Source organism: Methylorubrum thiocyanatum, assembly GCA_014138645.1.
GTDB lineage: Bacteria > Pseudomonadota > Alphaproteobacteria > Rhizobiales > Beijerinckiaceae > Methylobacterium > Methylobacterium thiocyanatum.
Genome location: JACJIB010000002.1, coordinates 178,229 through 201,708, shown reverse-complemented (window position 1 = coordinate 201,708; position 23,480 = coordinate 178,229). Strand labels below are relative to the sequence as shown.

Below are 23,480 nucleotides of genomic sequence, written 5' to 3'. Positions count from 1 at the left end.
GGGATTCAGCGGCCTTTTCGCGGGCTGGCATCGCCGACGGACGGCGCGGCGCGCGGCCCATCGCGGCGCGATTACGGAGGCGCTGGCGGGCCTCGACGCGCGGCTCCTGGCCGATCTCGGCGTGACGCGGACGGGCGGCCTCGTCCCCGACCGGGAAGGGCCGCCGCATCAGCGCAGGCAGACGAGGGCGAGGCCGCCGATCATCAGCGCGCAGCCGAGGATGCGCCAGGGGTCGGCGGTGTGCTGGGCGAACCCGACCCAGCCGTAATGGTCGAGCACGACCGAGGTGACGATGGCCGCCGTCACGGTGATGCCGGTGAACACCGCGGCGCCGAGCCGTTCGGCGATGAAGATCGTGGCGAGCACGTAGGTCGCCCCCATCGCCCCGCCGAGCCACGCCCACCACGGCACGCCGGCGAACCGCTGGCTCCCCGGCCAGCCGATCCCGACGAAGGGTGCGGCGGCGAGGTAGACCGCGACATTGGCCGCGGTGACCACGAGGGCCGCGAGGATCGGCTGGCAGAGCGCCTTGTTGAGCGAGGCGTTGGCGCCCGACTGCACCGTGTTGAGGATGCCGGCGACGGCGGCCGCGGCGGCGATGAGGAACGGCATCGGTCGGCTCCGCTGCGTGTCATACCAGATCCGGTCGATCCCTTCGGGATGGCGGAACCGGCCTTCGCTCGGATGTTGCGCGTCTCAGGCCTCGCGCACGGTCATGTCCGGGTTGAGGTCGAGCCAGCGGCGCTCGCGGGCGGCGCGGTAGAGGGCCTCGATCAGGCGTATGTCGCGCAGGCCCATCTCGCCGGGCGTGCGCACCTCGGTGCCCTCGGTCACGGCCTGCGAGAAGTGGTCGATCTCGCCGGTGAACTGGGCGGCGCTGGTCTCCTCGGTCAGGATCTCCTCGGCCTTCTTCGCATTCGAGACCACGAGGCGGTTGCCCTGATAGGCTGTGGCCGGATCGAGGGTCGCGACGAGCCGGTCGCCCCACAGGTCGATGCGCTTCTTGCTGGCGGTGTAGCCCGAGGAGATCGTCGCCCGCCGGCCCGAGGGGAAGGCGAGTTCGGCGCTGAACACGTTCTCGACCTCGGCGAAGCGCGGATCGCCGGGGGGCGCCTGCATCGTCGCCGCGACGGCATTCGGGCTCTCGCCCAGGAACCATTGCAGCCCGTTGAGGCTGTAGATGCCGATATCGACGAGGGAGCCGCCGCCGGCCACGTCCCGCTTCATCCGCCACTGGTCGCGGGGCAGCGACGGATCGAGGGGCCGGTGATGGTCGGAGGACGCGAACCACACCTGTCCCAATTCCCCCGAATCGAGCATCGCCTTGGCGCGGAGATTGTGCGGCTCCCAATGCGCCCGGTAGGCGATCATCAGCTTGCGGCCGGCGGCCTTGGCGGCGTCGATCATCCGCTGGCACTCGGCCGGCGAATTCGCCATCGGCTTTTCGCAGAAGACGTGCTTGCCCGCCTCGAACGCCTTCACCGTCAGTTCGGCATGGGTCGCATTGGCGGTGACGATGTAGACGACGCCGACCGCGTCGTTCCCGGCGAGCCGCCCCATCGTATCGTAGCCGTAGAGCGCGGTCTCCCCCACGCCGTAGCGGGCGGCCACGCGCTTCGCCTTCTCGGGATTGCCCGAGACGAGCGCGACCGCCCGGGAGCGTCGGGCACGGGCGAGGGCGGGCAGGACGTAGCCCTGAGCATAGTCCCCGAGGCCGACCACCGCCCAGCCCAGCCGGCGATCGAGCGGCAGCGGCGGCTCCTCCTCGAGCTTCGGTTCCGGGCGCCCGACCGGCCCGGTCGGGATCGGACCCCGATCGGCCTGCGCAGCGGCCCGGCCTCCGGCGATGGCGGCACCGAGACCGGCGGCCCCTCCGGCGAGGAACAGGCGGCGGGACTTCGAGGGATCGTGCAAACGAACGGCTCCGGGCAGCGGGTCCGCGGTGAGGGCCCTGACCGGGCAACGTCCGATCCGTCGCAGCCGGACTGCGGCATGATGCCGTCCGACAGCCGCCCGCGCCCGGCCGTCAGCTCCGCGGGGTCGGACGCCAGTCCTCGGGCGCCATCTCGAAGCCGGCGAACTCGAAGCCCGGGGAGACGGTGCAGCCGACAAGCGTCCAGGCGCCGAGGCTGGTCGCCGTCTGCCAGTGCCCCGCCGGCACCACGAGCTGCGGGCGCTGGCCGCGCAGGAGATCGGGGCCTAGGTGGTGGGCGGAGGCGTCGTGGCCGTTGGGGCTCATCGTGATCACCATCGGCGCACCGGCATGCCAGTGCCAGATCTCGGCCGCATCCACCCGGTGCCAGGCCGAGGTCTCGCCGACCCCGAGCAGATAGTAGATCGCGGTGCCGACCGAGCGGCCGTCCACGGTGCGGGGATCGCGGAACGTCTCGCGGTAATGCCCGCCCTCCGGATGGGGCTGGAGCCCGAGGGCATCGATCACCTGCGCGGCCGTCAGCCCGTTCGTCATGGGGTCTCTTCCTCTCTCGCGACGTCGCGGATCAACCAGCCCCGGTAATGCACGAGCAGTCCGACGAATGGCAGGAACAGGGCCACGTCGAAGCGGAAGCGGCCCTGCGCATCCACCCGCTCGCTCGCCTGCGTCGTCGGGCGCAAGGCCCGCGGCAGCGGCAGCGGCCCGAGCCGCCAGCCCGTCACCGCCATGTCGAGCCCGGCCGGATGGGCGCTGACCGCGAGGTCCATCGCGAACGGGCCGAACCACTCCCGCACCCGCCCGCGCCCGCCGGGGCCGGCGAGCCGCATCCGGCTGGCGAAGCGGCGGCCCGGGAACGAGCGGGTCCAGCGCTCCTCGCCGGCCTCAGGGTCGGGCTCCATGGTGACGCGGATCGGTCCGTCTGCCATGGCGGGCGGCAACCGGAACAGCCCGGCGACGAGGGCGACCGCGGCCCCGCGCCCGCGCAAGACCTCGGCCCGGCCGCGGAACGCGCCGTCGCCGACCGAGCCGTGCAGGGCGCGCACCGCCTCCGGCATTCCCGCGAAGCCGGTCCCGAGCGCGCGCTCGAACAGCGGCGCGGGATGATCGGTGTCGCGGCGGGTGCGGATGGCGAGGCGGGCCATCTCCGCTTCGATCGCGGCGAGCGGCAGCACGCCGGTGCAGGGGCGGGCACCGGGCGGGATCGGCGCAGCGGACGGCTCGGTGAGCCGGCGGATCGCGGCGAGGGCGGGAAGCGTCGGGACGTAGGGCCCGTCGCCGGCCTCGGCGACGAGGCTCCACACGGCCCGGGTCGGCCGCCCGGCGGCGTCACGGCCCAGCGCCTCGACGCTCATGCCGCCGCGGTCGCTGCCGAAGCGGTCGAGCCCGCCGGCCATCGCCAGGAAGGGACGGGCGAAGGGCACGAGCGAGGGCAGCAGGCGCCACCGCACCGGCAGGCTCGCGAGGCTCAGGCCGAGATGCAGCGCCGGCAGTTCGAGCCCCGCCCGGAACAGGGCCGTGCGCAGGGCGGGAAAGCGGGCGGGCAGGATGTCGAGGTCGGGCGTCTCGCACAGGCTGGCGAAGCGCCGGCCGAGGCCCGGCACGGTGATCCGGCTCATCAATCCCCAGCCGGGCCGGCTCTGCCACGCACCGGCCCGCAGCACCCGCACCGGCTGCCCGGCATAGGACAGGATCGCCCGCATCACCGAGAGGCCGCGGGGCGCCCGGTTGCCCGGCACGATGGCGACCCGCACGGTCTCGACCGCGCGCCAGCCTTCGGTGAGCGCGTCGAGCGCCGCGTTCGACAGGGCGGGGGTCGAGCTGGCGCCGGTCAATGCGACGACGCCATTTGCCCGCGCCGCCGCGTCGAGGGCGGGAAAGGCCGCCACGAAGTCGCGCCCGTCGGCGAGATCGAGATAGGGCAGGCCGGCCTCGATGGCCGCACGGGCGAGCACCGGCGCGCCGCCCTGGAACGGCCCGGCGGCGTCCACCACGATGCCCGCGCCGACGGCCCGCAGTTCCGAAGCCCCCACCCTTGCCGTGTCGAGGCGGACCGCCCGCCCGCGGCCCTCCGGCACGGTGCGCGCCACCGCCTCCGCCCGGGCAAGGTCGCGGCCGGCGACGATCACCGGAAGGTCGGTGGTGGCGGCGAGCCCGGCGACGAGCCGCGCTCCGAAGGCGCCGGCCCCGCCCACCACGAGGACGGCGGACGGACCGCCCGGGCGCTCGCTCAGGGAATCGCTCCCTGGGGCAGATGCAGACCCGGCGTGCGCGGCGGGGGCAGGTCCGCGGCCGGCGGTGCGGTGCCGGGCAACCGCGAGCCTGCGGCTTTCGCGGCCGCCTTCTCCGCAGCTTTCGTCGCCGCCTTGGCAGCCTTCTCCGCTTTCTCCGCCTCGGCCGCGACGGCTTCGGCGGTCGGTGCCGTGCGGCGGGCCTTCGGGGGCGGCAGGAGCTTGCCGGATGGGGCCGCGCCGCATTCGCGGAAGCGAAGCTCGGTCAGCAGTTCGCCGGTCTCGGCGTTGATCGGCAGAGTATCGGGAAGGGCCGCCAGGGAAGCGTCCCAGCGGATTTTTCCGCCGATGGTCCCCTCCAGCGTGGCCGGGGATGCCCCCCGGCGCAGGGACAGGAAGTCGGGCCCGTAGGCGGTGGCGACCTTGCCGGCGACCACGACCTGAAGCACGCGGGTCACGTCGGGCGTGAGCGGGCGCAGGGGATTGTCGAGGGTGATGGCACCGCTGCGCGTCACCCACAGCTCGATGTTCTTCGTGCCCTGATAGTGCACGGCCTGGCCCGGATCGCAGGCGACCGGCGGCGCCGCGAAGTTCATCGCGGAAGGAGACGGGCCAGAGGATGGAAGCGCGGAGGGGGGCGCGGACGGAATCGGATTCGCGGCCGCCTCGACCGAGGATTTCGCCTCCGCGGTCGCCGGATCGGCGGCCTTTTCCGCCGATTTCTCCGAAGGCTTCTCGGCAGGTTTGGCCTGAGGCTTCGGGCGCGGCTTCGGCCGCGGCTTGCGTTTGGGCGCCTCCGGCGCGGCCTCGGCCTCCGAGGGAGCCGGTGCGGGCGCGGCCTCTTCCTGGGCCAGGGCCGCGGGGGCGAGGGCGATCCAGGCCGCGGCGGCGAGCAGGGCGATCCGCGTCATCGCGTCGTCCCGTCCGTGGACCCGGACGGGGGCGGGCCGTCCTGAAGGGGAGCCTGCTCCCGCTGGGCTTGCTTCAATTCGCGGCTCTGCTGGTCGAGGAGTTGGTCGAGCATCCGGCTGTCGAGTTCTTCCACATCGAACGTTCGGGGCGCTGGTTCCGGGGCCGTACGGGGCTCGCCGTCGCGGGCGTCGACGATCTCGCCCTCGATGACGGGACCTCCGCCGGCCGGGTCCCCGATCACCCGGGCGTCGAGGACCTGCGCGCCGCGGTCGATCGGGCTCGCCTGGGGTGGAGTCAGCGCCTTCGAGACGGCGTCCGCGTTATCCGCCCATTCCTCCTCGCGGGGAAGGCGCAGCGGTGGACGGCGCGGCCCCTTGGAAAGCGTCGCCACGAAGACGCAGGCGAGCAGGGTCGCCGCCACCGCGGCCAGGATCACCAGGGTTTCCATGTTCGGGCCGACCCTAGACCGGATCGCGGGCGCTTGCACGTGCTGGGGACACGCCCCCTTTTCAGGAACGGTCCTTGCGTCGCGGGACGAAGGGTGAGAACCGCGTGCTCGACGCCGCCCGACGGTCACCGGCCGCTCACGCCCAGGAACGCTCGATGCCCCTCGAAGACCCCCATTCCGGCCCGCCGCAGCCCCCGGTGCAGACCTCCACCGCCCCGCCCGCGCGGCCGGCGGAGCGCGACCTAGAGGCCGAACTGCTCGATCTCGTCGCCCGCACCCGCGAGCAGGCGAGCGAGGATCCGTTCCGCAACCCCGTTCTGGCCGTGACGCTCGCCATAACCCGCCGGCTCGACCGGGACGAGATCGGCGAAGCGGATCTCGACGCCCTGCTCACGACCCTGCGGCGGCGGGCGCTGACGGCCCGGGCCGAGCGCTTGCGCAGCTATGTCGGCCTTGACGCCGACGCCGCCACGGGGGAGGCGGCGCCGGCGGTCGAACTCGCCAACCGCCTGGTTGCGGCGGTGGCGCGGGGCTCGGGCGATTTCGAGACGTTGCGTGATCGCGTCGGCCACACCGCCTTCGCTGCGGTGTTCACGGCCCATCCCACCTTCGGCATGCCGCGGGCCGTGGCCGAGCTGATCGCGCGGGCCGCCTCGCTTCCCGACGCCGACCGGCGCGCGCCGATCATCGGCGAGGCCGCCGCCCGCTCGACCCGGCCCGATCCGCAGATCAGCCTCGACGACGAGTTCGAGCAGGCCTGCGTGGCCGCCAACCACGGCCGCGCGGCGATCGACGTCCTCAACGGCGCGATTCTCGATGCCGCCCGCGCCCGCTGGCCGGATCGCTGGACCGAGCTGGTGCCCAAGCCGCTGGCTATCGCGAGCTGGGTCGGCTGCGACACCGACGGTCGCACCGATATCGGGTGGTGGGACACCATGCGCTACCGGCTGATCTCGAAGCGCATGCAGTTCGACCGGATCCTGCGCGACCTGCCCGACATCCCCGCCACCCGCGTCGTGCGCGAGCTGACCGCGAGCGCACGCGACGCCGTCGAGCGCCAGCTCGCGGGTGCGCCGCTGCTCGGCACCAAGCCGTCCCTGGAGGCGGTCCACCGCTTCGCGCTCGCCCTCATCATCGAGCGCGAGCGGGCCCAGACCGATGCCGGGCCGATCCTCGCCGGCCTCGCCGCAGCGCTCGGCGCCGCCGAGGCGGAGGCCGACCGCCGCGCCATCGCCGTGCTGCGCTCCGGCGTCGCCGCCCACGGCCTGTCGAACGCGCTGCCGCATTTCCGGCTCAACGCCAGCCAGATCCACAACGCGGTGCGCCGGGTCATCGACCTGGAGGGCGAGCCGACCGACGCGGCGCAGCGGCGCTCGCATCTCTCGGCGATCAACACGCTGCTGAACGACGCGCGCCCCGTGCCCGTCGATTTCGGGGCGCTCGCCGCCGAGCGGGCCTCGGCCGCGCGGTTGATGATGACGATCACCCAGATCCTCAAGCATGTCGACGGCACCCACCCGGTGCGCTTCCTCATCGCCGAGACCGAGACCGGCTACACCCTGCTCGCCGCCCTCTGGCTCGCGCGCCATTACGGCATCTCGGACAAGCTCGAGATCACGCCGCTGTTCGAGACCGCGAGCGCCCTCGAACAGGGCATCCGCGTTCTCGACGATGCTCTGCGCAACCCGCACTGGCGTGCCCATCTCAAGCGCCTCGGCCGGCTCTCGGTGCAGTTCGGCTACTCGGATTCCGGGCGCTATGTCGGCCAGCTGGCCGCGACCTTCTGGATCGAGCGGCTGCGCCTGCGCATCACCGAATTGATGACGCAGAACGGGCTCTCCGACATCGAACTCGTGATCTTCGACACCCACGGCGAGTCGATCGGCCGCGGCGCCCACCCGACCAGCCTGCGCGACCGCCTCGCCTATCTCGCGCCGGAGGATTCCCGTCAGCGCAACGCCACGGCCGGCATCCGCGAGCGGCTCGAATCGAGCTTCCAGGGCTCCGACGGCTACCTGATGTTCGGCTCGCCCGAGCTCGCGGGCGCCTCGGTGGCGCGCATCGCCGAGCACGTCTTCGCCGATGCGCTCGCCGAGGACGACGCCTTCGCCGATTATGCGCTCAACGACCGAACCGCCGCGCCGGCCGCCGACCCCATCTACGAGGAGGCGGACTTCGCGGCCGAGTTCTTCCGCGTCGTCCGCCAGGACATGGAAGCCCTGGTCGATGACCGCGGCTACGCGGCGCTGCTCGGCACCTTCGGCCCGAGCCTGATCGACCGCACCGGCTCGCGCCCCGTGGCGCGTCAGTCGGACGGCGGGGGGCCTGCCGCGATCACCCATCCGCGGCAGATGCGGGCGATCCCCAACAACGCGATCCTGCAGCAGCTCGGCTATCTCGCGAACTCGCTGCACGGCGTCGGCCGCGCCGCCCACCGGGCGCCGGAGCTGTTCCGGCACATGCGGGCGAACTCGGTCCGCTTCTCCCGCGCCTTCCGCCTCGTGCAGCACGCCGCCAGCGTCGGCGACCTCGACGTGCTACGCGCCTATATCGACACCCTCGATCCGGCGGTGTGGCTGGAGCGCGCCCGCCGCACCCGGCGCGACGCGCGCCGCGACGAGCTCGTCACCATCGCCGCCGCGCTGGAGCGGCTGAACCTCTCGCCCGACCTGCGCCGCCTGTTCGGGCGGCTCACCTGCGACGGGCTCTCGCTCCAGGCTGCGGCGCCGGACCTCGCCGCCATGTCGACCCGGCTCGCGCTCCTCCATGCGATCCGCCTCGCGCTGATCCACCGGATCTGGTTCCTGGCGGCGCATATCCCGAGCTTCCGGCCCCAGGCCGGGCTGACCCGGGAGATGCTTCTGGAGCGCTTCCTGCGCCTCGACATCGACGGATGCCTGAAGCTGCTCGATGAGATCTTCCCAGTCACGCCCGACCCGACGCTCGGCCTCAATTTCGGCGAGCCGCCGGGCCCGCGCGACGTCGGCACCTACGAGACCGAGCACAACACCCTGTTCGGGCCGATCCGCCGGATGTTCGAGCGGGTGCGGGAGATCTCCGGGATCATCCAGCACGAGGTCGGCGCCTTCGGCTAAAGGCGGACGGAAGCGGCGGAAGGGGGCTGTCGCCCCCGACGGCCTCAATGCTTCATCATGCTCTCGAGGCTCTCGAAGCTCGCATCGGGCTCGACCTTGCCGGCGAAGCGGGCGAGCCGGCTCAGGCTCGGCTCGGCGAGGCCGCCGGCATTGGCGTAGGTGGCGAGCGCGAAGCTCACCAGCAGCTCGGCCTCCTCGTGGGTCATCGCCCGGCCGCTCAGGGTGCTGGCGGCGCCGCGCACCGCGAGGGCGGCTTGGCGGAAGGCGGGGTCGTTCTTCAGTTCGTCCAGGCGACTCATCGGGCGTCCTCGGGGCCGTACTCGGTGTTGCGTGATCCTGCCGGCCGGGCCGGCGGCACGGGGTCTGCGTGAAACGCTCGAAGCCCCGTCCCGTCTCCGGCAGGGCGGGCAGCCCGGCGGGCCGCCCCAGTGTCTTCCACGAAACGACCGCTGCACCACCTCGCCCGGAGGAGAAGGCGGCTCGCGGGCGGGCGCGTCGCACCGCACTCTAGGCGCGGCTTAAGTGAACTCCGCCCGAAGGGAAACACCGGCGCGACGACGCGATCCGGTTGTTCCGCGCCGCCCCTCGCCATCGTTACGGGCAATGTTACATTTGTGCGGTCGGCGAGGGGAGGGCGCACCATGGAAAGAACGGGCGAAGCGGCTGGCCAGGGGACCGGCGCAGGGATCGGCGAAAGCATCGGCGAGGGCATCGACTGGGGAGAGACCGACGCGCGCCCCTATCGCGACGGCCGCGGGGCCGCCGAGCGGCGCGAGGGCGCGCAGGACAACCCGCACCCGGAGGGCTCGGACGAGCACCGCCTCTGGCAGGCGGGCTACGCCTCGGTGACGGCGCCCGACGTCGTCGCCGACACGGTGGGCGACTTCGCGTGAGGCGATCCCCGGAACCATCCCTCGGGAGCGGCGTCGTCGCCTCGGCTGGCCTCGCTCGACGCCCACCGCCGCATCGGGCGCGGATCGCGGACCGGAGGGACGAGGGCGGCGCGGCGTCGGGTGGGGACGCCTGAGGATCAGCGCGGAGGAGCGGCGATGCGGGTGCTGGAAACGCCGGACGGGCGCTACATCGTCGTGCACGGGCGCCTGTGGCGGCGACACCGGCCCGACCTCGAACCCGTGCAGCGCGACCGGCTCGTCCGCGAGCTGATGGATGCCCGCCGCGCGGTGCGCGCCGCCAAGCGGTGCGGCGACGAAGCGGCGCTCGTCCGCGCCCGCGCGGCGGTGGATGCCGCCAAGCACGGACTCGGCGAGCGCGGACCGGTCTGGTGGACGGACGGCGCGCCCGATCAGAACCGGCGCATGATCGCCAACACGCCCTATGCCGCTTGGTACGCGGCCCTGCCCGAGAGCGTACGGGCCGACCCTGTCCGTCGGAGGGGGTAGGGCGGCTGGGAACTGCATTTGCTGCAACGTTCGTGTGCGGGATCGCACAGACGGTTGCGGGCTCGCGCCTGCAACGCGCCCGAACCCGGGTTTGGGGCACCAAAGCATCGGACACGACCGAGTCGTGCGATTGCCAGAGCCTCCCAGTTCTGATTAATTCCAGATAAGAAATGCAGTCGAGGCCGAAACCCGGCCTCCGCATTGTCGTGGCGCAGCGATCCCGCCGCGCCCGCGACCGACGACAGGCGCGAACCAAGAGCCGGACGGCATCGCCCGTGAACCGGCCGCCACGGCACCGATCCACCCGCTCGCCGGGCTTCGGACCGGTCCCGGTACGGTATCCATTGGGGAACGGCAGATCGATCCGGCTGCCGGGCGGGCTCAGGCACCGCTCGTGCGCCTTCCATTCTGAAAACGGCAGATGGCAGCGATGATAAAACTCACGGTCAACGGAGCCGAACGCAGCTTCGACGGCGATCCCGAGATGCCGTTGCTCTGGTACCTGCGTGACGAACTCGGTCTCACCGGCACCAAGTTCGGTTGCGGCATCGCCCAGTGCGGCGCCTGCACGGTCCATCTCGGCGGCACCGCCGCGCGGGCCTGCATCACCCCCGTCTCCGCGGCGGAAGGCCAGGAGATCACGACGATCGAGGGCCTTTCGCCCGACGGCAACCACCCGGTCCAGGTCGCATGGCGCGATCTCAACGTCGCCCAGTGCGGCTACTGCCAGACCGGCCAGATCATGCAGGCGGCGTCCCTCCTGAAGGACAGCCCGAAGCCGACCGATCAGCAGATCGACGAGAACATGAGCGGCAACATCTGCCGCTGCGGCACCTATCCGCGCATCCGCGCCGCGATCCATCAGGCTGCCGGCCAGACGGCGCCCGCCACCAAGGGAGATCGCCTGTGATTCACGAAGCCAAGCTGATGGCCGAACTCGCCGCCTCCCAGAACGATGCCGGCCCGGTCCGGCTCGACAATGTCAGCCGCCGCGGCATCCTCGGCGGCATGGGCGCCCTCGTGCTCGCCCTCTCGCTCTCGGACCGCGCCAAGGCGGACGAAGGCCAGACGGAAGAGCAGAAGGCCAAGAAATTCGGCGCCGACGGCATGCCCAACGGCTGGCGCGACGACCCGAAGGTGTTCGTCGCCATCGCCAAGGACGGCACCGTCACCGTCACCAACCATCGCTCCGAGATGGGCCAGGGCGTTCGCACCTCGATCGCCTTCACCGTCGCCGACGAGCTGGAGGCCGACTGGTCGAAGGTGAAGGTGGTCCAGGCCTGGGGTGAGGAGACCCATTTCGGCAACCAGGACACCGACGGCTCGCGTTCGCTGCGCCACTTCTTCCAGCATTTCCGCCATGCGGGTGCCGCCGCGCGGCTGATGCTGATCCAGGCCGCCGCCAAGCAATGGGGCGTGCCGGCCTCCGAGGTGAAGGCCGAGGGTCACGTCCTGACCCATGCCAAGTCCGGCCGCACGCTGGGCTACGGCGACGTCGCCGAGGCGGCCGCCGCCCTGCCGATCCCGGCCCGCGAGAGCGTGCAGCTCAAGAAGCCGGAGGCCTTCCGCTACATCGGCAAGGGCAAGATCGGCCTCATCGACAACCGCGACATCACCACCGGCCAGGCGATCTACGCCCTCGACGTGAAGCTCGACGGCATGCTGTACGCCGTCGTCGCGCGCCCCGCGGTCTACGGCGGCAAGGTCGTCTCGTTCGACGACACCGAGGCCAAGAAGGTCCCGGGCGTGGTCAAGATCGTCAAGATCGAGGGCGGCGAGATCCCGTCCGAGTTCATGCCGCTCGGCGGCATCGCGGTCATCGCCAAGAACACCTGGGCGGCGATGAAGGGCCGCGAGGCCCTCAAGGTGACCTGGGACGACGGCCCGAACGCGGGCTACGACACCGACGCCTTCCGCAAGGAACTCGAAGCCGCCGCGCGCAAACCCGGCAAGGTCGTGCGGGTCGCGGGCGACGTCGATGCGGCGATGAAGACCGCCAAGGCGAAGTTCGAGGCGGAGTACTTCGTGCCCCACCTCGCCCAGGCGCCGATGGAGCCCCCGGCCGCCGTTGCGCGCATCAAGGACGGCGCTTGCGAGATCTGGGCCTGCACCCAGGGTCCGCAGGCCGCCCATGACCGCGTCGTGAAGCGCCTCAACCTGCCCGCCGACAAGGTGCGGGTGAACGTGACGCTGCTCGGCGGCGGCTTCGGCCGCAAGTCGAAGCCCGATTACGTGGTCGAGGCGGCGCTCTGCTCGCAGGCGGTGGACGGTCAGCCGGTGAAGCTGGTCTGGACCCGTGAGGACGACATCCAGCACAGCTACTACCACACCATCTCGGTCGAGCGGATCGAGGCGGGCGTCGACGACAAGGGCATGCCGGTGGCGTGGCTCCACCGCTCGGTGGCGCCGACGATCGGCTCGATCTTCGCGCCCGACCCCAAGCACGAGCTGCCGTTCGAGCTGGGCATGGGCCTCGTCAACAACCCGCTGGCGCTGAAGAACCTGCGCTTCGAGAACCCGGAAGCCTCCGCCCATACCCGGATCGGCTGGTTCCGCTCGGTCTCGAACATCCCGCACGCCTTCGCGATCCAATCCTTCGTGGCCGAACTCGCCCACGCCGCGGGGCGCGACCCGAAGGATTATCTGCTGGAGCTGATCGGCCCCGCGCGAAAGATCGACCCGACCGAGATCGGCGACGTCTGGAACTACGGCGAGGATCCGAAGCGCTACCCCGTCGATACCGGCCGCCTGCGCCGCGTCATCGAGACGGTGGCCGACGGCGCCAAGTGGGGCCGCAAGCTGGAGAAGGGCCGGGGGCTGGGCATCGCCGGACACTACAGCTTCGTGACCTACACCGCGGTCGCGGCCGAGGTTGAGGTAGACGACAAGGGCCAGGTGAAGGTCCACGCCATCGACATCGCCGTCGATTGCGGGCCGCAGGTGAACCCGGAGCGTGTCCGTTCGCAGATGGAAGGTGCCGTGGTGATGGGGATGGGCCTCGCGCTCACCTCGAAGATCACCTTCAAGAACGGCCGGGCCGAGCAGGCGAACTACGACGGCTACGAGGTTCTGCGCATCGACGCCGCGCCGAAGGTGGTGCGGGTCCATCTCGTGCCCTCGAACGACTACAACGCCCCCCTCGGCGGCGTCGGCGAGCCGGGCGTCCCCCCGGTCGCGCCGGCGATCGCCAACGCGGTCTTCGCCGCGACGGGGCGCCGGGTGCGCGAGCTGCCGCTGCGCGACCAGCTCAGCTCCTGAGCCAAGTGAAAGCCCTCCCCCTCCGGGGGGAGGGCGAAGGATCGGCGCAACTCTCGGGCGCCTCGCGACTTTCACAGGCACCTGTGTTGTACGAGGACCCCCACTTCATGACTCCCACCGCGCGTCTCACCCTCGGCCTGTCGCTGACCGGGCTCCTGCTGGCCGGGCCCGCGCTGGCCTCGCCCTGCTCCGACCGGATCGCCAAGCTCGACGGGCGGGCGAAGTCCGAGGCCTCGGAGTCGATCGCGGCCTCGACCGGCAGCAAGACCGTCGCGGCCCACCGCGAGGGCGAGGGCCAGACCGGGACCGGCGGCCAGACCGACAAGCGCGAGGCGCCCCCGGAGAAATCGGCCGAGGCCGGCAAGGGCGGCGATCAGGCCCAGCAGGCCCGGGTCGCCCTGGAGGAGGCCCGCACCGCCGACGGCAAGGGCGACGCCAAGGGCTGCGAGGCCGCTGTGACCCGCGCGGAAAAGCTCCTCGACGCCAAGCCCTGAGCATGAGGCCAGGGCGGGGCGCCGACGGCGTCCTGCCCGTCAACGCTGTCGGCAAAATCCCGGAATGGAAGGGCTCGGCGCGACCGGGCCTTTCCATTTTTCATGGGGCACCCAACCTTCCCATATTGCCGACACCGTCGCCTGCGACCGTGCATCGTTCGCGCGCCGCCCCGCATTCCGGGAATTCCGAGACGACCCTATGACCGAGATCTCGCCGGAGGCGCTCGACCTCCGGCTGCGCCAGCAGGCGATCCTGTCCGATTTCGGCGTCGAGGCGCTGCGCGCCACCGAACTGGTGCCGCTGCTGCAACGGGCGACCGAACTCTGCGCCGAGGGCATGCAGGCGCAGTTCTGCAAGGCGCTCGAATATCAGCCGGCTCAGGACGTGCTCCTCGTCTGCGCCGGTGTCGGCTGGGAGGCGGACTGCGTCGGCCGGGCGGTGGTCGGTGCCGACCTCGCCTCGCCCGCGGGCTACGCCCTGAAGACCGGCCGGCCCGTCATCTCCAACCATCTGGAGGACGAGACCCGCTTTCGCACGCCGGAGCTGATGGCGCGCCACGGCATCCGTCGGGCCGTGAACGTGCTCATCACCAACCGAGAGGGCCATTACGGCGTGCTGGAGGTGGACGACACCCGCGAGGGTGTGTTCGGCCCCGCCGACATCGCCTTCATGCAGGGCTTCGCCAACCTGCTCGGCAGCGCCATCGAGCGCCAGCGCTCGGAGGCCCAGCTCAAGGTCGCGCTCGAACGGCAGGACCTCCTGAGCCGTGAGATGAGCCATCGGGTCAAGAACAGCCTCGCCGTGGTAGCCGGACTGCTCGCGCTCCAGGCCCGCGGCGCCGAGAATGAGAACGTGAAGAGCGCGTTGGCCGACGCCCGCGCCCGCGTCGAGGCGGTGGCGCAGGTCCACGACCAGCTCTGGCGCCAGCCGGACCTCACGCAGATCGACGTCGCCGGCTTCCTCGAAGCCCTATGCGAGAAGCTGACCGAGAGCGCGGGTGCCCACGCCCTGCGCTGCCGCGCGGCGACCGTGACGATGCCGGCCGATCTGGCGATCCCGCTCGGCCTGTTCGTGAATGAACTCGTCACCAACGCGATCAAGTACGCCTATCCGGACGGGCAAGGCGAGATCCGCGTCGAAGCTGCGATGCGTGCGGATGGTGGGCTGACCGTCTCGGTCTGTGACGACGGCGTCGGCCTGCCGCCGGGCTTCGACCCGCTAAAGGCGCGAGCCAGCCTCGGCATGCGCGTGATCGGCAATCTCGCACGCCAGCTCGACGGGACACTGACGCTGAGGCCGGGCAAGGGCGCGCAGTTCGAACTGCGGATGGCCCCGCGCGGTTGAGGCGGGCGTCAGTCGGGGGTGAGCCGGGCTCGGCGCGAGCGCCGGCCCCGGCCCGTCTTCGCGGCTCAGTTGCCGCCGGCGCTGCCGCTTCCGCCGCCGCCGCTGCCCTGCGGCACCGCGCGCGAGGGCTGGTTGGCGTTGCCGCCGGCCGCCGAATCGGTCTGCACCGTATCCGCTCCGGTGCTGCCGCGCGGGATCGTGACGTTGGTGTCGGCCCCGGTGTTGTTCTGACCGGCGGTGATCGGCGCACCCGAACGGGGCGCCGTCGGGGCCGTGGTCTGGGCCAAGGCGGGTCCGGCAAAGGCCAGGGTCGCGGCCAGGATCAGAGTTCGCATCAAGTCCTCTCGTCTGCGTAAGATGACCCGGCTCGGAATGCATCACGAAGCGCGTTGAGGGTCATTGTGTGCCGGAATAACAACGAAGACGGATGATAGGTCCGAAAAAAACGTGCGGCCGGAACGCCGGGTCCTTCGCTTCGATCGACGCGCCACCACAATCACCGAACGAAGAAGGGGAGGACCGGAGTGAAACGCCGTAGGAATACGCTTGCAGCGGTTGGACACGCGCATTGTGACCGGGGAACCGGCGGCCTGACCGCTGCGCTGATCTTCCTCGTTCCCGTCCTGCTACCGACGACCGGCACCTCGGCCCAGGAGGCCGCGCAGGTCTCCGGCGACTGGCCGGCCTTCGGCCGCGACGCGGGCAACACCCACCACTCGCCGCTGGCGCAGATCGACCGCGGCAACGTCGCCCGCCTGCGCCCGGCCTGGCTCTTCCAGACCGGCGTCACCGGCTACTTCCAGGCCGAGCCGGTGGTGATCGATGGCGTGATGTATGTCTCGACCACGGGCAACCACGTGGCGGCGCTGGAGGCCAAATCCGGCAAGGCGCTGTGGACCTACACCCACAAGGCGCGCACGGAGAAGATCTTCGGACCGCCCTCGAATCGCGGCGTGGCGGTGTCGGGCGGCCTCGTCTTCGAAGCGACCATGGACGGGCGCGTCATCGCGCTCGACGCGAAGACCGGCCGGCTGGTCTGGGACCGGGAGGCGGTGCGACCGGAGGAGGGGGAGACCGAGACCGCCTCGGCGCTTGCCGCAACCTTGAGCGACAAGCCGGTCCAGGGATCGAGCCGTCTGGGTTTCAAGATGCCGCCGCTCGTGGCCGACGGGCTCGTCATCGTCGGGGTGACGGGGGCGGGCTACGGCCTCCATGTCGAGGATGAGAAGGGTGGCCTCGACGGCGGTGCGGTGGTCGGGATCGAGGGCGGCTACGGCCGGCGCGGCTGGCTCGCGGCCTACGACGCGAAGACCGGCGAGGAGCGCTGGCGCTGGTACGTCACCAAGGCCGACGGCTGGGAGGGCGGCTTCGCGGAGAAGACCGCGGACGGCCTGCCGCTCCACCGCGACATCGCCGCGGAGAAGGCCGCGGCCCCCGCGCACCGGGAGGCGTGGAAGGTCGGCGGCGGCTCGCTCTGGATGACGCCGGCCTACGACGCCGATCTCGGCCTGATCTATCTCGGCATTGGCAACCCGGCGCCGCAGAATTTCGGCCTGACGCGTCCCGGCGACAACCTCTACACGATGAGCCTCGTCGCCCTCGACGTGAAGACCGGCAGCTTGCGTTGGCACTTCCAGCAGGTGCCGCACGAGGAGTGGGGCTACGACGTGGCGAGCCCGCCCTTCCTGCTCGACTATCCCACCGAGAAAGGGCCGGTGAAGGCGGTGGCGCAGGCGAGCAAGCTCGGCTGGATCTACGTCCACGACCGCACCGACGGGCGGCTTCTCGGCAAATCCGCCCCCCTCATCACGCACAAGAACCTGTTCGTGCCCCCGAGCCCGGAGGGCACGGTGGTAAGCCCCGGCCCCCTCGGCGCGGTGTCCTGGCATCCGGTGGCCTTCGACGCGGGCAGCGGCCTCGCCTTCGCCCAGGTGCGGCACGGGGCAGCGACCTACACGGTGAAGACCGCGCCGACGTCGGGCGGACGCGGCGAGGTCCGCTACACCGAGACCGGCGAGGCGAAGGGGGAGCCCTCCTTCTCGACGCTCACCGCGGTCGATCTCGCCGGGGGCGGAGCGGTGGCGTGGTCGCGCAAGGCGGGAAGCCGCCTCTCCGGCGGCACGCTCGCCACCGCGGGCGGCCTCGTCTTCTCGGGTGAGGAGGACGGGCATCTCGACGCCCACGACGCGAAGACCGGCGAGATCCTGTGGCGCTTCCAGTGCGGGGCGGGAATCGGCGGGCCGCCGGTGACCTATACGGTCGAGGGGCGCCAATACGTGGCCGTGGCCGCAGGCGGCGCCTCCTTCACCAAGGCGTCCGGCTTCGGCACCGGCGACGCCCTCGTGGTGTTCGCACTCCCCGATTGATGCCGAGGAGGTGGTGGACGCGGCCTCACTCGGCCGCGTCGGATTCCTCGTCCCGGTCGGCGGGATCCTGCGGCTCGGCCTCGTCCTCCGGCGCCTCGTCGGCGGCACGGTCGGGCGCTCCGGCGGCATAGAAGTCGCCCCGGCGCAAGGCCTCGCCGCTATTGGCCATGACGCTGAGATAGGTGTTGAGGGTGTTGGGCGCGACGTCGGGCAGGCGCCGCGCGATCTCGGCATGCGACAGACCCTGCGGTCCGGCGCCCTCGAGGAGGGCCTTGAGCCGCCCCTTGGCCGAGTTGGCCCGCGGCCCGCGGCTGCCCCGCCCGCCGCCGCGTGCCGGACGCGCCTCGCCCGGATAGGCCGGCGCAGCGGCCGTCGCGCCACCCATCACAGCCTCGAGGGGCGTCCCCTCGACGATCGCCGCGAGCGACTTCTCCGCGACCCGAAGCTTGGCCAGCTCGACGGAGACACGGTCGTACTCGGCCTGGAGATCATTCATCCGCTGCCGGACATCGGCCAGGGCCTTTGCCAGCGTATCACCTTCGGACATGACGGAATACAACCCTCATGGGACGCGATGACGCCTAGAGCCATAGCCGGCTCCCTCCGTCAACGGGACAGGCGCCGGGTGCCGTTTCAGAGGCGGCTCGGCTCCGACAAGCAGCAGGCCCGCGGCGACTCAGGCGCCGGGAGCGCGGTTCGGCGGCGGCAGAAGCTTGCCCGAATGGTAATCCAGCGGATGCGGCTTCGGCGGCGGCGCGTCCGGATTCTTCTGCCAGCCTTGCCGCCCCTCCGACAGGCCGGATTCGACGAAGTGAACGAGGGGGTTACAGCCGCTCTCGCGCACGTCGGGATTGGCCTTCAGGTAGCCTTCGGTGCTGAAGCCCGCGCTCGGGTCGCGGCCCTCCCGCCAGCCGTAATGGATGTAGTGGACGAGCGGCCCCTGTGGGAACACGCGCACGTCCGGATACCAGTACAGGTAATAGATCGGATCGAAGCCCGGCAACGGCGTACGGACGATCGAGGACGGCGCCCGCCGCGTCGTCAGGGCCGCAAGCTTGGCCCTCCTCAGTATCTTCTTCACCGTGCGCACGGGTTTTGAGCCCCACTTGATCGGAACGCCCCTTCATCAGCAGATTGCGCCGGTCTGTCCAGTGCCAGGCCGAGACCAGGACCAACACCAAGACCGGGCGAAGGATCGTCCGCCGGTCTCACGGCGTGCGCGCCGTGGGCGGAGCGGACTGGGGACAGTCGGGTGAGCGGGGCTCCGCGCCGGGTGTGGGAGGGTCGCAGGCCGGGGTCGTCCCGGCCTTGGCCGTGTCCCGCGCCGTACTCGGCGCATCGCTCGTGGCGCGCAGCACGACGACCGTGATCGCAGCAACCGCGAAGAGGAGGACGGCGAGAAGGGCGATCGGGCGGAATCGGGTCATGCGGCGGCTCACGTGCGGGGGCGACACCGACGTATCCGACCGCACCCGCCGACCGTTCCCGATCCGCGCCGCCGGTGCGCAGCGACCCGGCACAAGAACCGGGTGGACCACGCCGAACAAACCGGGCAAAAGTGGCAAATCGCGCGGAGAACGCGGGGGCTGTGGAGGCGTAGAGATGCGGCGGCGGGTCGTCCTGCCCGTGGGGCTGGCGCTCGGCGTGGGCGTGCTGGGTGCGCTCATGCTGACGGAGGCCGGCAACGGCCTGCGCGTGGCGGCCGGTCCGAGCCTTTCCGACCTCCACGACAGGCTGTCCCGGGCCACGACGCCCGCGGCGCACCAGCCGGCGGCGCAAGGCCGCCCGTCGGTGCGGGTCGCGGTCGAGGGCGGGCGCGCCGTCGTCCGGCTGAGCGACGAGGAGCGGGCGCGGATCGGCGTCGCCACGGCACGGCACGTCCAGGCCTCCCACCGGATCGAGGTGCAGGCCTTCGGCTCCGTCCTCGACCTCGCCCGGGTCACCGAACTCACCAACAGCTATGCCAGCGCCAAGGCCCAGTTGCAGACCGCAGAGGCGAAGGCGGGCGTCTCGCGCGCGGCCTTCGTCCGGGCGCGCAGCCTCGGCCCGTACGCGACCCAGGTCCAACTGGAGACGGCCGAGGGCACCTTCCGCACCGACGAGGCGGCACTCGCCGCGGCGCAGTCGCAGGTCCGGACGCTGGCGGCCACCGCGCAGCAGGAATGGGGCACGGTGATCGGACGGGCGATCATCGAGCGCTCAGCCGTCATCACCCGGCTGATCGAGCGCACGGACTTCCTCGTGCAGGTGACGCTGCCGCCCGGCGAGACCCTGAAGGCGCCGCCGGCCACGGCCTCCGCCGAGGTGCCGCCCCAGAGCGAGCGCGTGGCGCTCCGCTACGTCTCGCCCGCGACCCGGACCGACCAGCGCATCCAGGGCGTCAGTTCCTTCTACACCGTGGCCGGCGACAGCGGGCTCCTGCCCGGCATGAGCACGCTCGCCTTCCTCACCTCGGAGCGCGAGACCACCGGCATCGCGGTGCCGGAGAGCGCGGTGGTGCACTGGCAGGGCAATGCCTGGATCTACCGGAGCGTCGGCGACGACGCCTTCGCCCGCCATCCCCTCAAGGCCGACGCGCCGATCTCGGCGGACGCCTACGTCGTCGACGACCTCGGCCCCGAGGCCGAGATCGTCGTGACCGGACCGCAGGCGGTGCTCTCCGAGGAGTTGAAGGGTCAGATCCAGGCCGCCGACGCGGACGACGACTGAGCATGCTCGACCGACGGCCCGACCGACGGCCCGACTCCCGACCGATGCGCGACGACGCGCCGGCTCCGGCCCCGCCGGGGCCTGCCCCCTCGGGCCTCCAGGCCGCCCTGGTCGTCTTCGCGGTGCGCCGGCCCGGCATCGTCCTGGCGCTGGTCCTGGCGATCGCCATCTACGGCATCGTCGCCCTCGGATCGGCCAAGTACGACGTCTTTCCGGAATTCGCCCCACCCACGGTGACGGTGCAGACCGAGGCGCCCGGCCTCAATCCGGAGCAGGTCGAGGTGCTGGTGACGCAGGCTCTGGAGGTCGCGGTCAGCGGCCTGCCGGGGCTGGCGACCCTGCGCTCGAACTCGATCCAGGGCCTGTCGGTCATCACCGCCACCTTCGCCACCGGCAGCGACATCTACCGGGCGCGCCAGCTCGTGAACGAGCGCCTCGCCGCGGTGACCGCCCGGCTGCCCCAGGGCGTCCTGCCGCCGACCATGACCGCGCTGACCTCGTCCACGAGTTCGGTGCTCCTCCTCGGCCTGACCTCGCCGACGCACTCGCTGATGGACCTGCGCACGGTCGCCGACTGGCGCCTGAGGCTGCGCCTGCTCGCCGCGCCCGGCGTCGGCGAAGTCCTGGTCTATGGCGGCGACATCCGCTCGCTGCGCATCCAAGTCCGGCCGCAGGATCTGGTGCGCTTCCGCATCGGCCTGAACGACGTGCTCGCCGCCGGCCGCAAGGCCACGGGGGTGCGCGGGGCGGGCTTCGTCGACACGGTCAATCAGCGCATCACCCTGCAGACGGAAGGGCAAGCCCTGACCCCGGAAGCGGTGGCGCGCACCGTGCTCGTCAACGAGGGCGGGGCAAGCGTGGTGCTCGGCGACGTCGCCGACGTCGCCGCCGCGCCCGAGCCGGCGATCAGCGCGGCGCTGGTCGACGGCCGACCGGGCGTGCTGCTGATGGTCGGCGCGCAGTACGGCGCCAACACCCTCGACGTGACCGCGCAGGTGGAGGCGGCCTTGGCCGAGATGCGCCCCGGCCTGGAGCGTGACGGGATCACCCTGCGCGCCGACCTGTTCCGCCCGGCGAACTTCGTGACGCAGGCCACCGACAACGTGGTCCAGGCGCTCGCGCTGGGCGGCATCCTCGTCGTCGTGGTGCTGTTCGTCTTCCTCGCCGACTGGCGCACGGCGCTGATCAGCGCCACCGCGATCCCGCTCTCCCTGATCGGCGCGGTGCTGGCCCTCGGCGCGTTCGGCCAGAGCCTCAACACCATGACGCTGGGCGGTCTCGCCATCGCCATCGGCGAGGTCGTGGACGATGCGGTGATCGGCGTCGAGAACGTGATGCGCCGCCTGCGCGAGAACCGCCGCGCCGAGACGCCCCGGCCCGGCGCACGGGTGGTGCTCGATGCAATCCTGGAGGTGCGCGTCTCGGTCGCCTACGCCACCTTTGCGGTGCTGCTGGTGTTCCTGCCGGTGCTGGCCCTGACCGGCGTGCCCGGCCGCCTGTTCGGCCCGCTGGCGCTCGCCTACATCCTCGCCGTGCTGACCTCGCTCGCCGTGGCGCTGACCGTGACGCCCGCCCTCGCGCGCCTGCTGCTCGCCGGCCGCTCCGACGGGCCGGTCCGCGAGGCACCGGTGAGCCGCGGCGTGCGCGGCGCCTATATCCGCGCCCTGGCGCGGCTCAACCGTCACCCGCGCCTCGTCTTCACCGCCAGCCTCGCCCTGACGCTGGCGGCGGCGATCCCGGTTCCGTTCTTCGGCGGCCAGTTCCTGCCCGACCTCAAGGAAGGGCACCTGATCCTGCACATGGCGTCGGTCCCAGGCACCTCCCTGCAGGAATCCCTGCGGCTCGGCGAGCGTATCACCGCGGGGCTGAAGGCGGTGCCGGGCGTGCGCGCGGTGGCCCAGCAGGTCGGGCGCGCCGAGGCCGGCTACGATCTCGGCGGCACGCACGACAGCGAGATCCATATCGATCTCGAACCGGGCCTCGACGGGGAGGGGCAGGAGCGGGCGGAGGCTGGTATCCGCGCGCTGATGGCGGCGACCCCCGGCGCGAACTTCTCGCTCAAGACCTTCCTGACCGAGCGGATCGAGGAGGTCGTCTCCGGCTTCACCGCGCCGGTCGTGGTCAGCGTCACCGGCACCGACCTCGACCGGATCGAGGCCACCGCCCGCGACGTGGCGCGCGAACTCGCCGAGGTGCGCGGCGCGGCCGACGTGCAGCTCCGGTCGCCGCCGGGCCTGCCGCAGGTCAATGTGAGCCTGCGCCCGGCCGATCTGCGCCACTGGGGCCTCGACGCCATCGAAGTGCTGGAGATCGTGCGCACCGCCTATCAGGGCGACATCGTCGGCCAAGCCTACGAGGGCAACGCCGTGTTCAACGTCGTGGTCGTGCTCGAACCGGCCGCGCGCACCCGCCTCTCGACCCTCGGCACCCTGCCGCTGCGCACGAAGGGCGGCAACTACATCCGGCTCGCCCAGGTGGCGGACATCTACGAGACCGCCGGCCGCTACGCCGTCGGCCATGTCGGCGCGCAGCGGGTGCGGGTCGTGACCGCGAATGTGGAGGGGCGCGACATCGCCTCCTTCACCGAGGCGGCGAAGCGGAAGATCGCCCGCGAGGTCGCGCAGCCCTCGGGCATCGATATCGGCTTCGGCGGTGCGGCCGAGACGCAGGCGAAGGCACGGCGGGAACTGGCGCTCTATGCGGGCCTCGCCGGCCTCGGGATCGTGCTGCTGCTCCTCATGGTGACGGGATCGCTGACCAATCTCGCCCTCGTCCTCGTCAACCTGCCCTTCGCCTTCGTCGGCGGCGTGCTGGCGGTCGCCGTGAGCGGCGCCGTCGTCTCGCTCGGCTCGATCGTCGGGTTCGTGACCCTGTTCGGCATCTCGCTGCGCAACACCATCATGATGATCGCGCATTACGAGCACATGGTGCTGGTGGAGGGGCGCCGCTGGAACGCGGCGGCCGCGGTCGAGGGCGCCGCCGACCGCTTGGTGCCGATCCTGATGACCTCGCTGGTCACCGGCCTCGGCCTGCTGCCTCTGGCGCTCGGCGCCGGCGAGCCGGGCCGCGAGATCGAGGGACCGATGGCCCTGGTCATCCTCGGCGGGCTGGCGACCTCGACGCTCCTGAACCTCGCCGTGCTGCCGATGCTGGCCCTGCGGTTCGCCCGGTTCAGATCCTTACAGACGTCGCCGTGAGCGCCACGCGTCCGCAGCGTGACGGCTGACGTTTCCGCCTCACACGAAAAACCTCCGGCGCCGTCCGGCGCCGGAGGATCGTCTCGGCCGTTCGC

At 71.9% G+C, this 23,480-nt stretch carries 21 protein-coding genes; 10 read left to right on the top strand and 11 right to left on the bottom strand.

The annotated features are described in order from the left end of the window. Nucleotides 1-168: 168 nt before the first annotated feature. The 6 genes from HNR51_RS04690 to HNR51_RS04665 form a co-directional block, all read right to left on the bottom strand. A complete protein-coding gene (locus HNR51_RS04690; protein ID WP_182554134.1) occupies nucleotides 169-612 on the bottom strand; it encodes a DMT family transporter in 444 nt (147 codons plus the stop codon). Between the two features lie 84 nt (nucleotides 613-696). Further along, a complete protein-coding gene (locus HNR51_RS04685; protein WP_182554133.1) occupies nucleotides 697-1,914 on the bottom strand; it encodes a Gfo/Idh/MocA family protein in 1,218 nt (405 codons plus the stop codon). Between the two features lie 112 nt (nucleotides 1,915-2,026). Further along, on the bottom strand, nucleotides 2,027-2,467 hold the full coding sequence (locus tag HNR51_RS04680; RefSeq protein WP_182554132.1) for a cupin domain-containing protein: 441 nt from the start codon (nucleotides 2,465-2,467) through the stop codon (nucleotides 2,027-2,029). Further along, entirely contained in the window at nucleotides 2,464-4,125 is a 1,662-nt protein-coding gene (locus HNR51_RS04675; RefSeq protein ID WP_239681459.1) for a saccharopine dehydrogenase family protein, read from the bottom strand. The genes HNR51_RS04680 and HNR51_RS04675 overlap by 4 nt, the downstream gene beginning before the upstream one ends. Before the next feature lie 35 nt (nucleotides 4,126-4,160). Continuing rightward, nucleotides 4,161-5,072 carry a hypothetical protein gene (locus tag HNR51_RS04670; RefSeq protein WP_182554130.1) on the bottom strand — a complete coding sequence of 304 codons (912 nt, stop codon included), beginning with the start codon at nucleotides 5,070-5,072 and terminating at the stop codon, nucleotides 4,161-4,163. Further along, on the bottom strand, nucleotides 5,069-5,521 hold the full coding sequence (locus HNR51_RS04665; protein WP_182554129.1) for a hypothetical protein: 453 nt from the start codon (nucleotides 5,519-5,521) through the stop codon (nucleotides 5,069-5,071). The genes HNR51_RS04670 and HNR51_RS04665 overlap by 4 nt, the downstream gene beginning before the upstream one ends. Before the next feature lie 155 nt (nucleotides 5,522-5,676). On the opposite strand from HNR51_RS04665, the gene HNR51_RS04660 reads away from it, so the two are divergent. Beyond that, nucleotides 5,677-8,616 carry a phosphoenolpyruvate carboxylase gene (locus HNR51_RS04660; RefSeq protein WP_182554128.1) on the top strand — a complete coding sequence of 980 codons (2,940 nt, stop codon included), beginning with the start codon at nucleotides 5,677-5,679 and terminating at the stop codon, nucleotides 8,614-8,616. 44 nt (nucleotides 8,617-8,660) lie between these two features. Here HNR51_RS04660 and HNR51_RS04655 read toward each other — a convergent pair whose 3' ends face one another. Continuing rightward, entirely contained in the window at nucleotides 8,661-8,915 is a 255-nt protein-coding gene (locus HNR51_RS04655) for a hypothetical protein (RefSeq protein ID WP_012456739.1), read from the bottom strand. 342 nt (nucleotides 8,916-9,257) lie between these two features. Between HNR51_RS04655 and HNR51_RS04650 the strand changes: the two genes are divergently transcribed. From HNR51_RS04650 to HNR51_RS04625, 6 genes are all read left to right on the top strand, one after another. Next, complete coding sequence (locus tag HNR51_RS04650; RefSeq protein WP_182554127.1) at nucleotides 9,258-9,509, top strand: hypothetical protein; 252 nt, start codon at nucleotides 9,258-9,260, stop codon at nucleotides 9,507-9,509. Nucleotides 9,510-9,665: 156 nt separating this feature from the next. Next, nucleotides 9,666-10,016 carry a hypothetical protein gene (locus HNR51_RS04645; RefSeq protein WP_182554126.1) on the top strand — a complete coding sequence of 117 codons (351 nt, stop codon included), beginning with the start codon at nucleotides 9,666-9,668 and terminating at the stop codon, nucleotides 10,014-10,016. A gap of 430 nt (nucleotides 10,017-10,446) precedes the next feature. Then, a complete protein-coding gene (locus tag HNR51_RS04640; protein ID WP_141955063.1) occupies nucleotides 10,447-10,926 on the top strand; it encodes a (2Fe-2S)-binding protein in 480 nt (159 codons plus the stop codon). After that, on the top strand, nucleotides 10,923-13,274 hold the full coding sequence (locus HNR51_RS04635) for a xanthine dehydrogenase family protein molybdopterin-binding subunit (RefSeq protein ID WP_182554125.1): 2,352 nt from the start codon (nucleotides 10,923-10,925) through the stop codon (nucleotides 13,272-13,274). The genes HNR51_RS04640 and HNR51_RS04635 overlap by 4 nt, the downstream gene beginning before the upstream one ends. Nucleotides 13,275-13,381: 107 nt before the next feature. Continuing rightward, nucleotides 13,382-13,768 (top strand): hypothetical protein, encoded by a 387-nt coding sequence (locus HNR51_RS04630; protein WP_012456734.1) that lies wholly within the window; start codon nucleotides 13,382-13,384, stop codon nucleotides 13,766-13,768. 199 nt (nucleotides 13,769-13,967) lie between these two features. Then, the gene (locus HNR51_RS04625) at nucleotides 13,968-15,113 is read left to right on the top strand and encodes a sensor histidine kinase (RefSeq protein WP_182554124.1); all 1,146 of its coding nucleotides are present in this window, start codon (nucleotides 13,968-13,970) and stop codon (nucleotides 15,111-15,113) included. A gap of 65 nt (nucleotides 15,114-15,178) precedes the next feature. On the opposite strand, the gene HNR51_RS04620 is transcribed toward HNR51_RS04625, so the two are convergent. Further along, nucleotides 15,179-15,448 carry a hypothetical protein gene (locus HNR51_RS04620; protein WP_012456732.1) on the bottom strand — a complete coding sequence of 90 codons (270 nt, stop codon included), beginning with the start codon at nucleotides 15,446-15,448 and terminating at the stop codon, nucleotides 15,179-15,181. 189 nt (nucleotides 15,449-15,637) lie between these two features. On the opposite strand from HNR51_RS04620, the gene HNR51_RS04615 reads away from it, so the two are divergent. Further along, complete coding sequence (locus HNR51_RS04615) at nucleotides 15,638-17,479, top strand: pyrroloquinoline quinone-dependent dehydrogenase (RefSeq protein WP_182554123.1); 1,842 nt, start codon at nucleotides 15,638-15,640, stop codon at nucleotides 17,477-17,479. Between the two features lie 25 nt (nucleotides 17,480-17,504). On the opposite strand, the gene HNR51_RS04610 is transcribed toward HNR51_RS04615, so the two are convergent. The 3 genes from HNR51_RS04610 to HNR51_RS04600 form a co-directional block, all read right to left on the bottom strand. Continuing rightward, nucleotides 17,505-18,026, bottom strand: coding sequence for a hypothetical protein (locus tag HNR51_RS04610; RefSeq protein WP_012456730.1), 522 nt, complete (start codon nucleotides 18,024-18,026; stop codon nucleotides 17,505-17,507). Between the two features lie 129 nt (nucleotides 18,027-18,155). After that, nucleotides 18,156-18,569, bottom strand: a complete 414-nt coding sequence (locus HNR51_RS04605; protein WP_182554122.1) for a hypothetical protein — start codon at nucleotides 18,567-18,569, stop codon at nucleotides 18,156-18,158. Nucleotides 18,570-18,687: 118 nt separating this feature from the next. Continuing rightward, the gene (locus HNR51_RS04600; protein ID WP_182554121.1) at nucleotides 18,688-18,906 is read right to left on the bottom strand and encodes a molecular chaperone-like protein; all 219 of its coding nucleotides are present in this window, start codon (nucleotides 18,904-18,906) and stop codon (nucleotides 18,688-18,690) included. A gap of 175 nt (nucleotides 18,907-19,081) precedes the next feature. Here HNR51_RS04600 and HNR51_RS04595 point away from each other — a divergent pair, with 175 nt between their 5' ends. Next, entirely contained in the window at nucleotides 19,082-20,188 is a 1,107-nt protein-coding gene (locus HNR51_RS04595) for an efflux RND transporter periplasmic adaptor subunit (protein WP_012456727.1), read from the top strand. Nucleotides 20,189-20,232: 44 nt separating this feature from the next. Then, the gene (locus HNR51_RS04590; RefSeq protein ID WP_373325203.1) at nucleotides 20,233-23,385 is read left to right on the top strand and encodes an efflux RND transporter permease subunit; all 3,153 of its coding nucleotides are present in this window, start codon (nucleotides 20,233-20,235) and stop codon (nucleotides 23,383-23,385) included. The last annotated feature ends 95 nt before the right edge of the window (nucleotides 23,386-23,480 follow it).

Bases quoted from the DNA above. Each gene is read 5' to 3' on its own strand.
- HNR51_RS04610 (WP_012456730.1), bottom strand. From the start codon at position 18,026: ATGTCCGAAGGTGATACGCTGGCAAAGGCCCTGGCCGATGTCCGGCAG.
- HNR51_RS04650 (WP_182554127.1), top strand. From the start codon at position 9,258: ATGGAAAGAACGGGCGAAGCGGCTGGCCAGGGGACCGGCGCAGGGATC.
- HNR51_RS04680 (WP_182554132.1), bottom strand. From the start codon at position 2,467: ATGACGAACGGGCTGACGGCCGCGCAGGTGATCGATGCCCTCGGGCTC.
- HNR51_RS04630 (WP_012456734.1), top strand. From the start codon at position 13,382: ATGACTCCCACCGCGCGTCTCACCCTCGGCCTGTCGCTGACCGGGCTC.
- HNR51_RS04645 (WP_182554126.1), top strand. From the start codon at position 9,666: ATGCGGGTGCTGGAAACGCCGGACGGGCGCTACATCGTCGTGCACGGG.
- HNR51_RS04625 (WP_182554124.1), top strand. From the start codon at position 13,968: ATGACCGAGATCTCGCCGGAGGCGCTCGACCTCCGGCTGCGCCAGCAG.
- HNR51_RS04665 (WP_182554129.1), bottom strand. From the start codon at position 5,521: ATGGAAACCCTGGTGATCCTGGCCGCGGTGGCGGCGACCCTGCTCGCC.
- HNR51_RS04655 (WP_012456739.1), bottom strand. From the start codon at position 8,915: ATGAGTCGCCTGGACGAACTGAAGAACGACCCCGCCTTCCGCCAAGCC.
- HNR51_RS04600 (WP_182554121.1), bottom strand. From the start codon at position 18,906: ATGACCCGATTCCGCCCGATCGCCCTTCTCGCCGTCCTCCTCTTCGCG.
- HNR51_RS04590 (WP_373325203.1), top strand. From the start codon at position 20,233: ATGCGCGACGACGCGCCGGCTCCGGCCCCGCCGGGGCCTGCCCCCTCG.
- HNR51_RS04620 (WP_012456732.1), bottom strand. From the start codon at position 15,448: ATGCGAACTCTGATCCTGGCCGCGACCCTGGCCTTTGCCGGACCCGCC.
- HNR51_RS04595 (WP_012456727.1), top strand. From the start codon at position 19,082: ATGCGGCGGCGGGTCGTCCTGCCCGTGGGGCTGGCGCTCGGCGTGGGC.
- HNR51_RS04640 (WP_141955063.1), top strand. From the start codon at position 10,447: ATGATAAAACTCACGGTCAACGGAGCCGAACGCAGCTTCGACGGCGAT.
- HNR51_RS04670 (WP_182554130.1), bottom strand. From the start codon at position 5,072: ATGACGCGGATCGCCCTGCTCGCCGCCGCGGCCTGGATCGCCCTCGCC.
- HNR51_RS04660 (WP_182554128.1), top strand. From the start codon at position 5,677: ATGCCCCTCGAAGACCCCCATTCCGGCCCGCCGCAGCCCCCGGTGCAG.
- HNR51_RS04690 (WP_182554134.1), bottom strand. From the start codon at position 612: ATGCCGTTCCTCATCGCCGCCGCGGCCGCCGTCGCCGGCATCCTCAAC.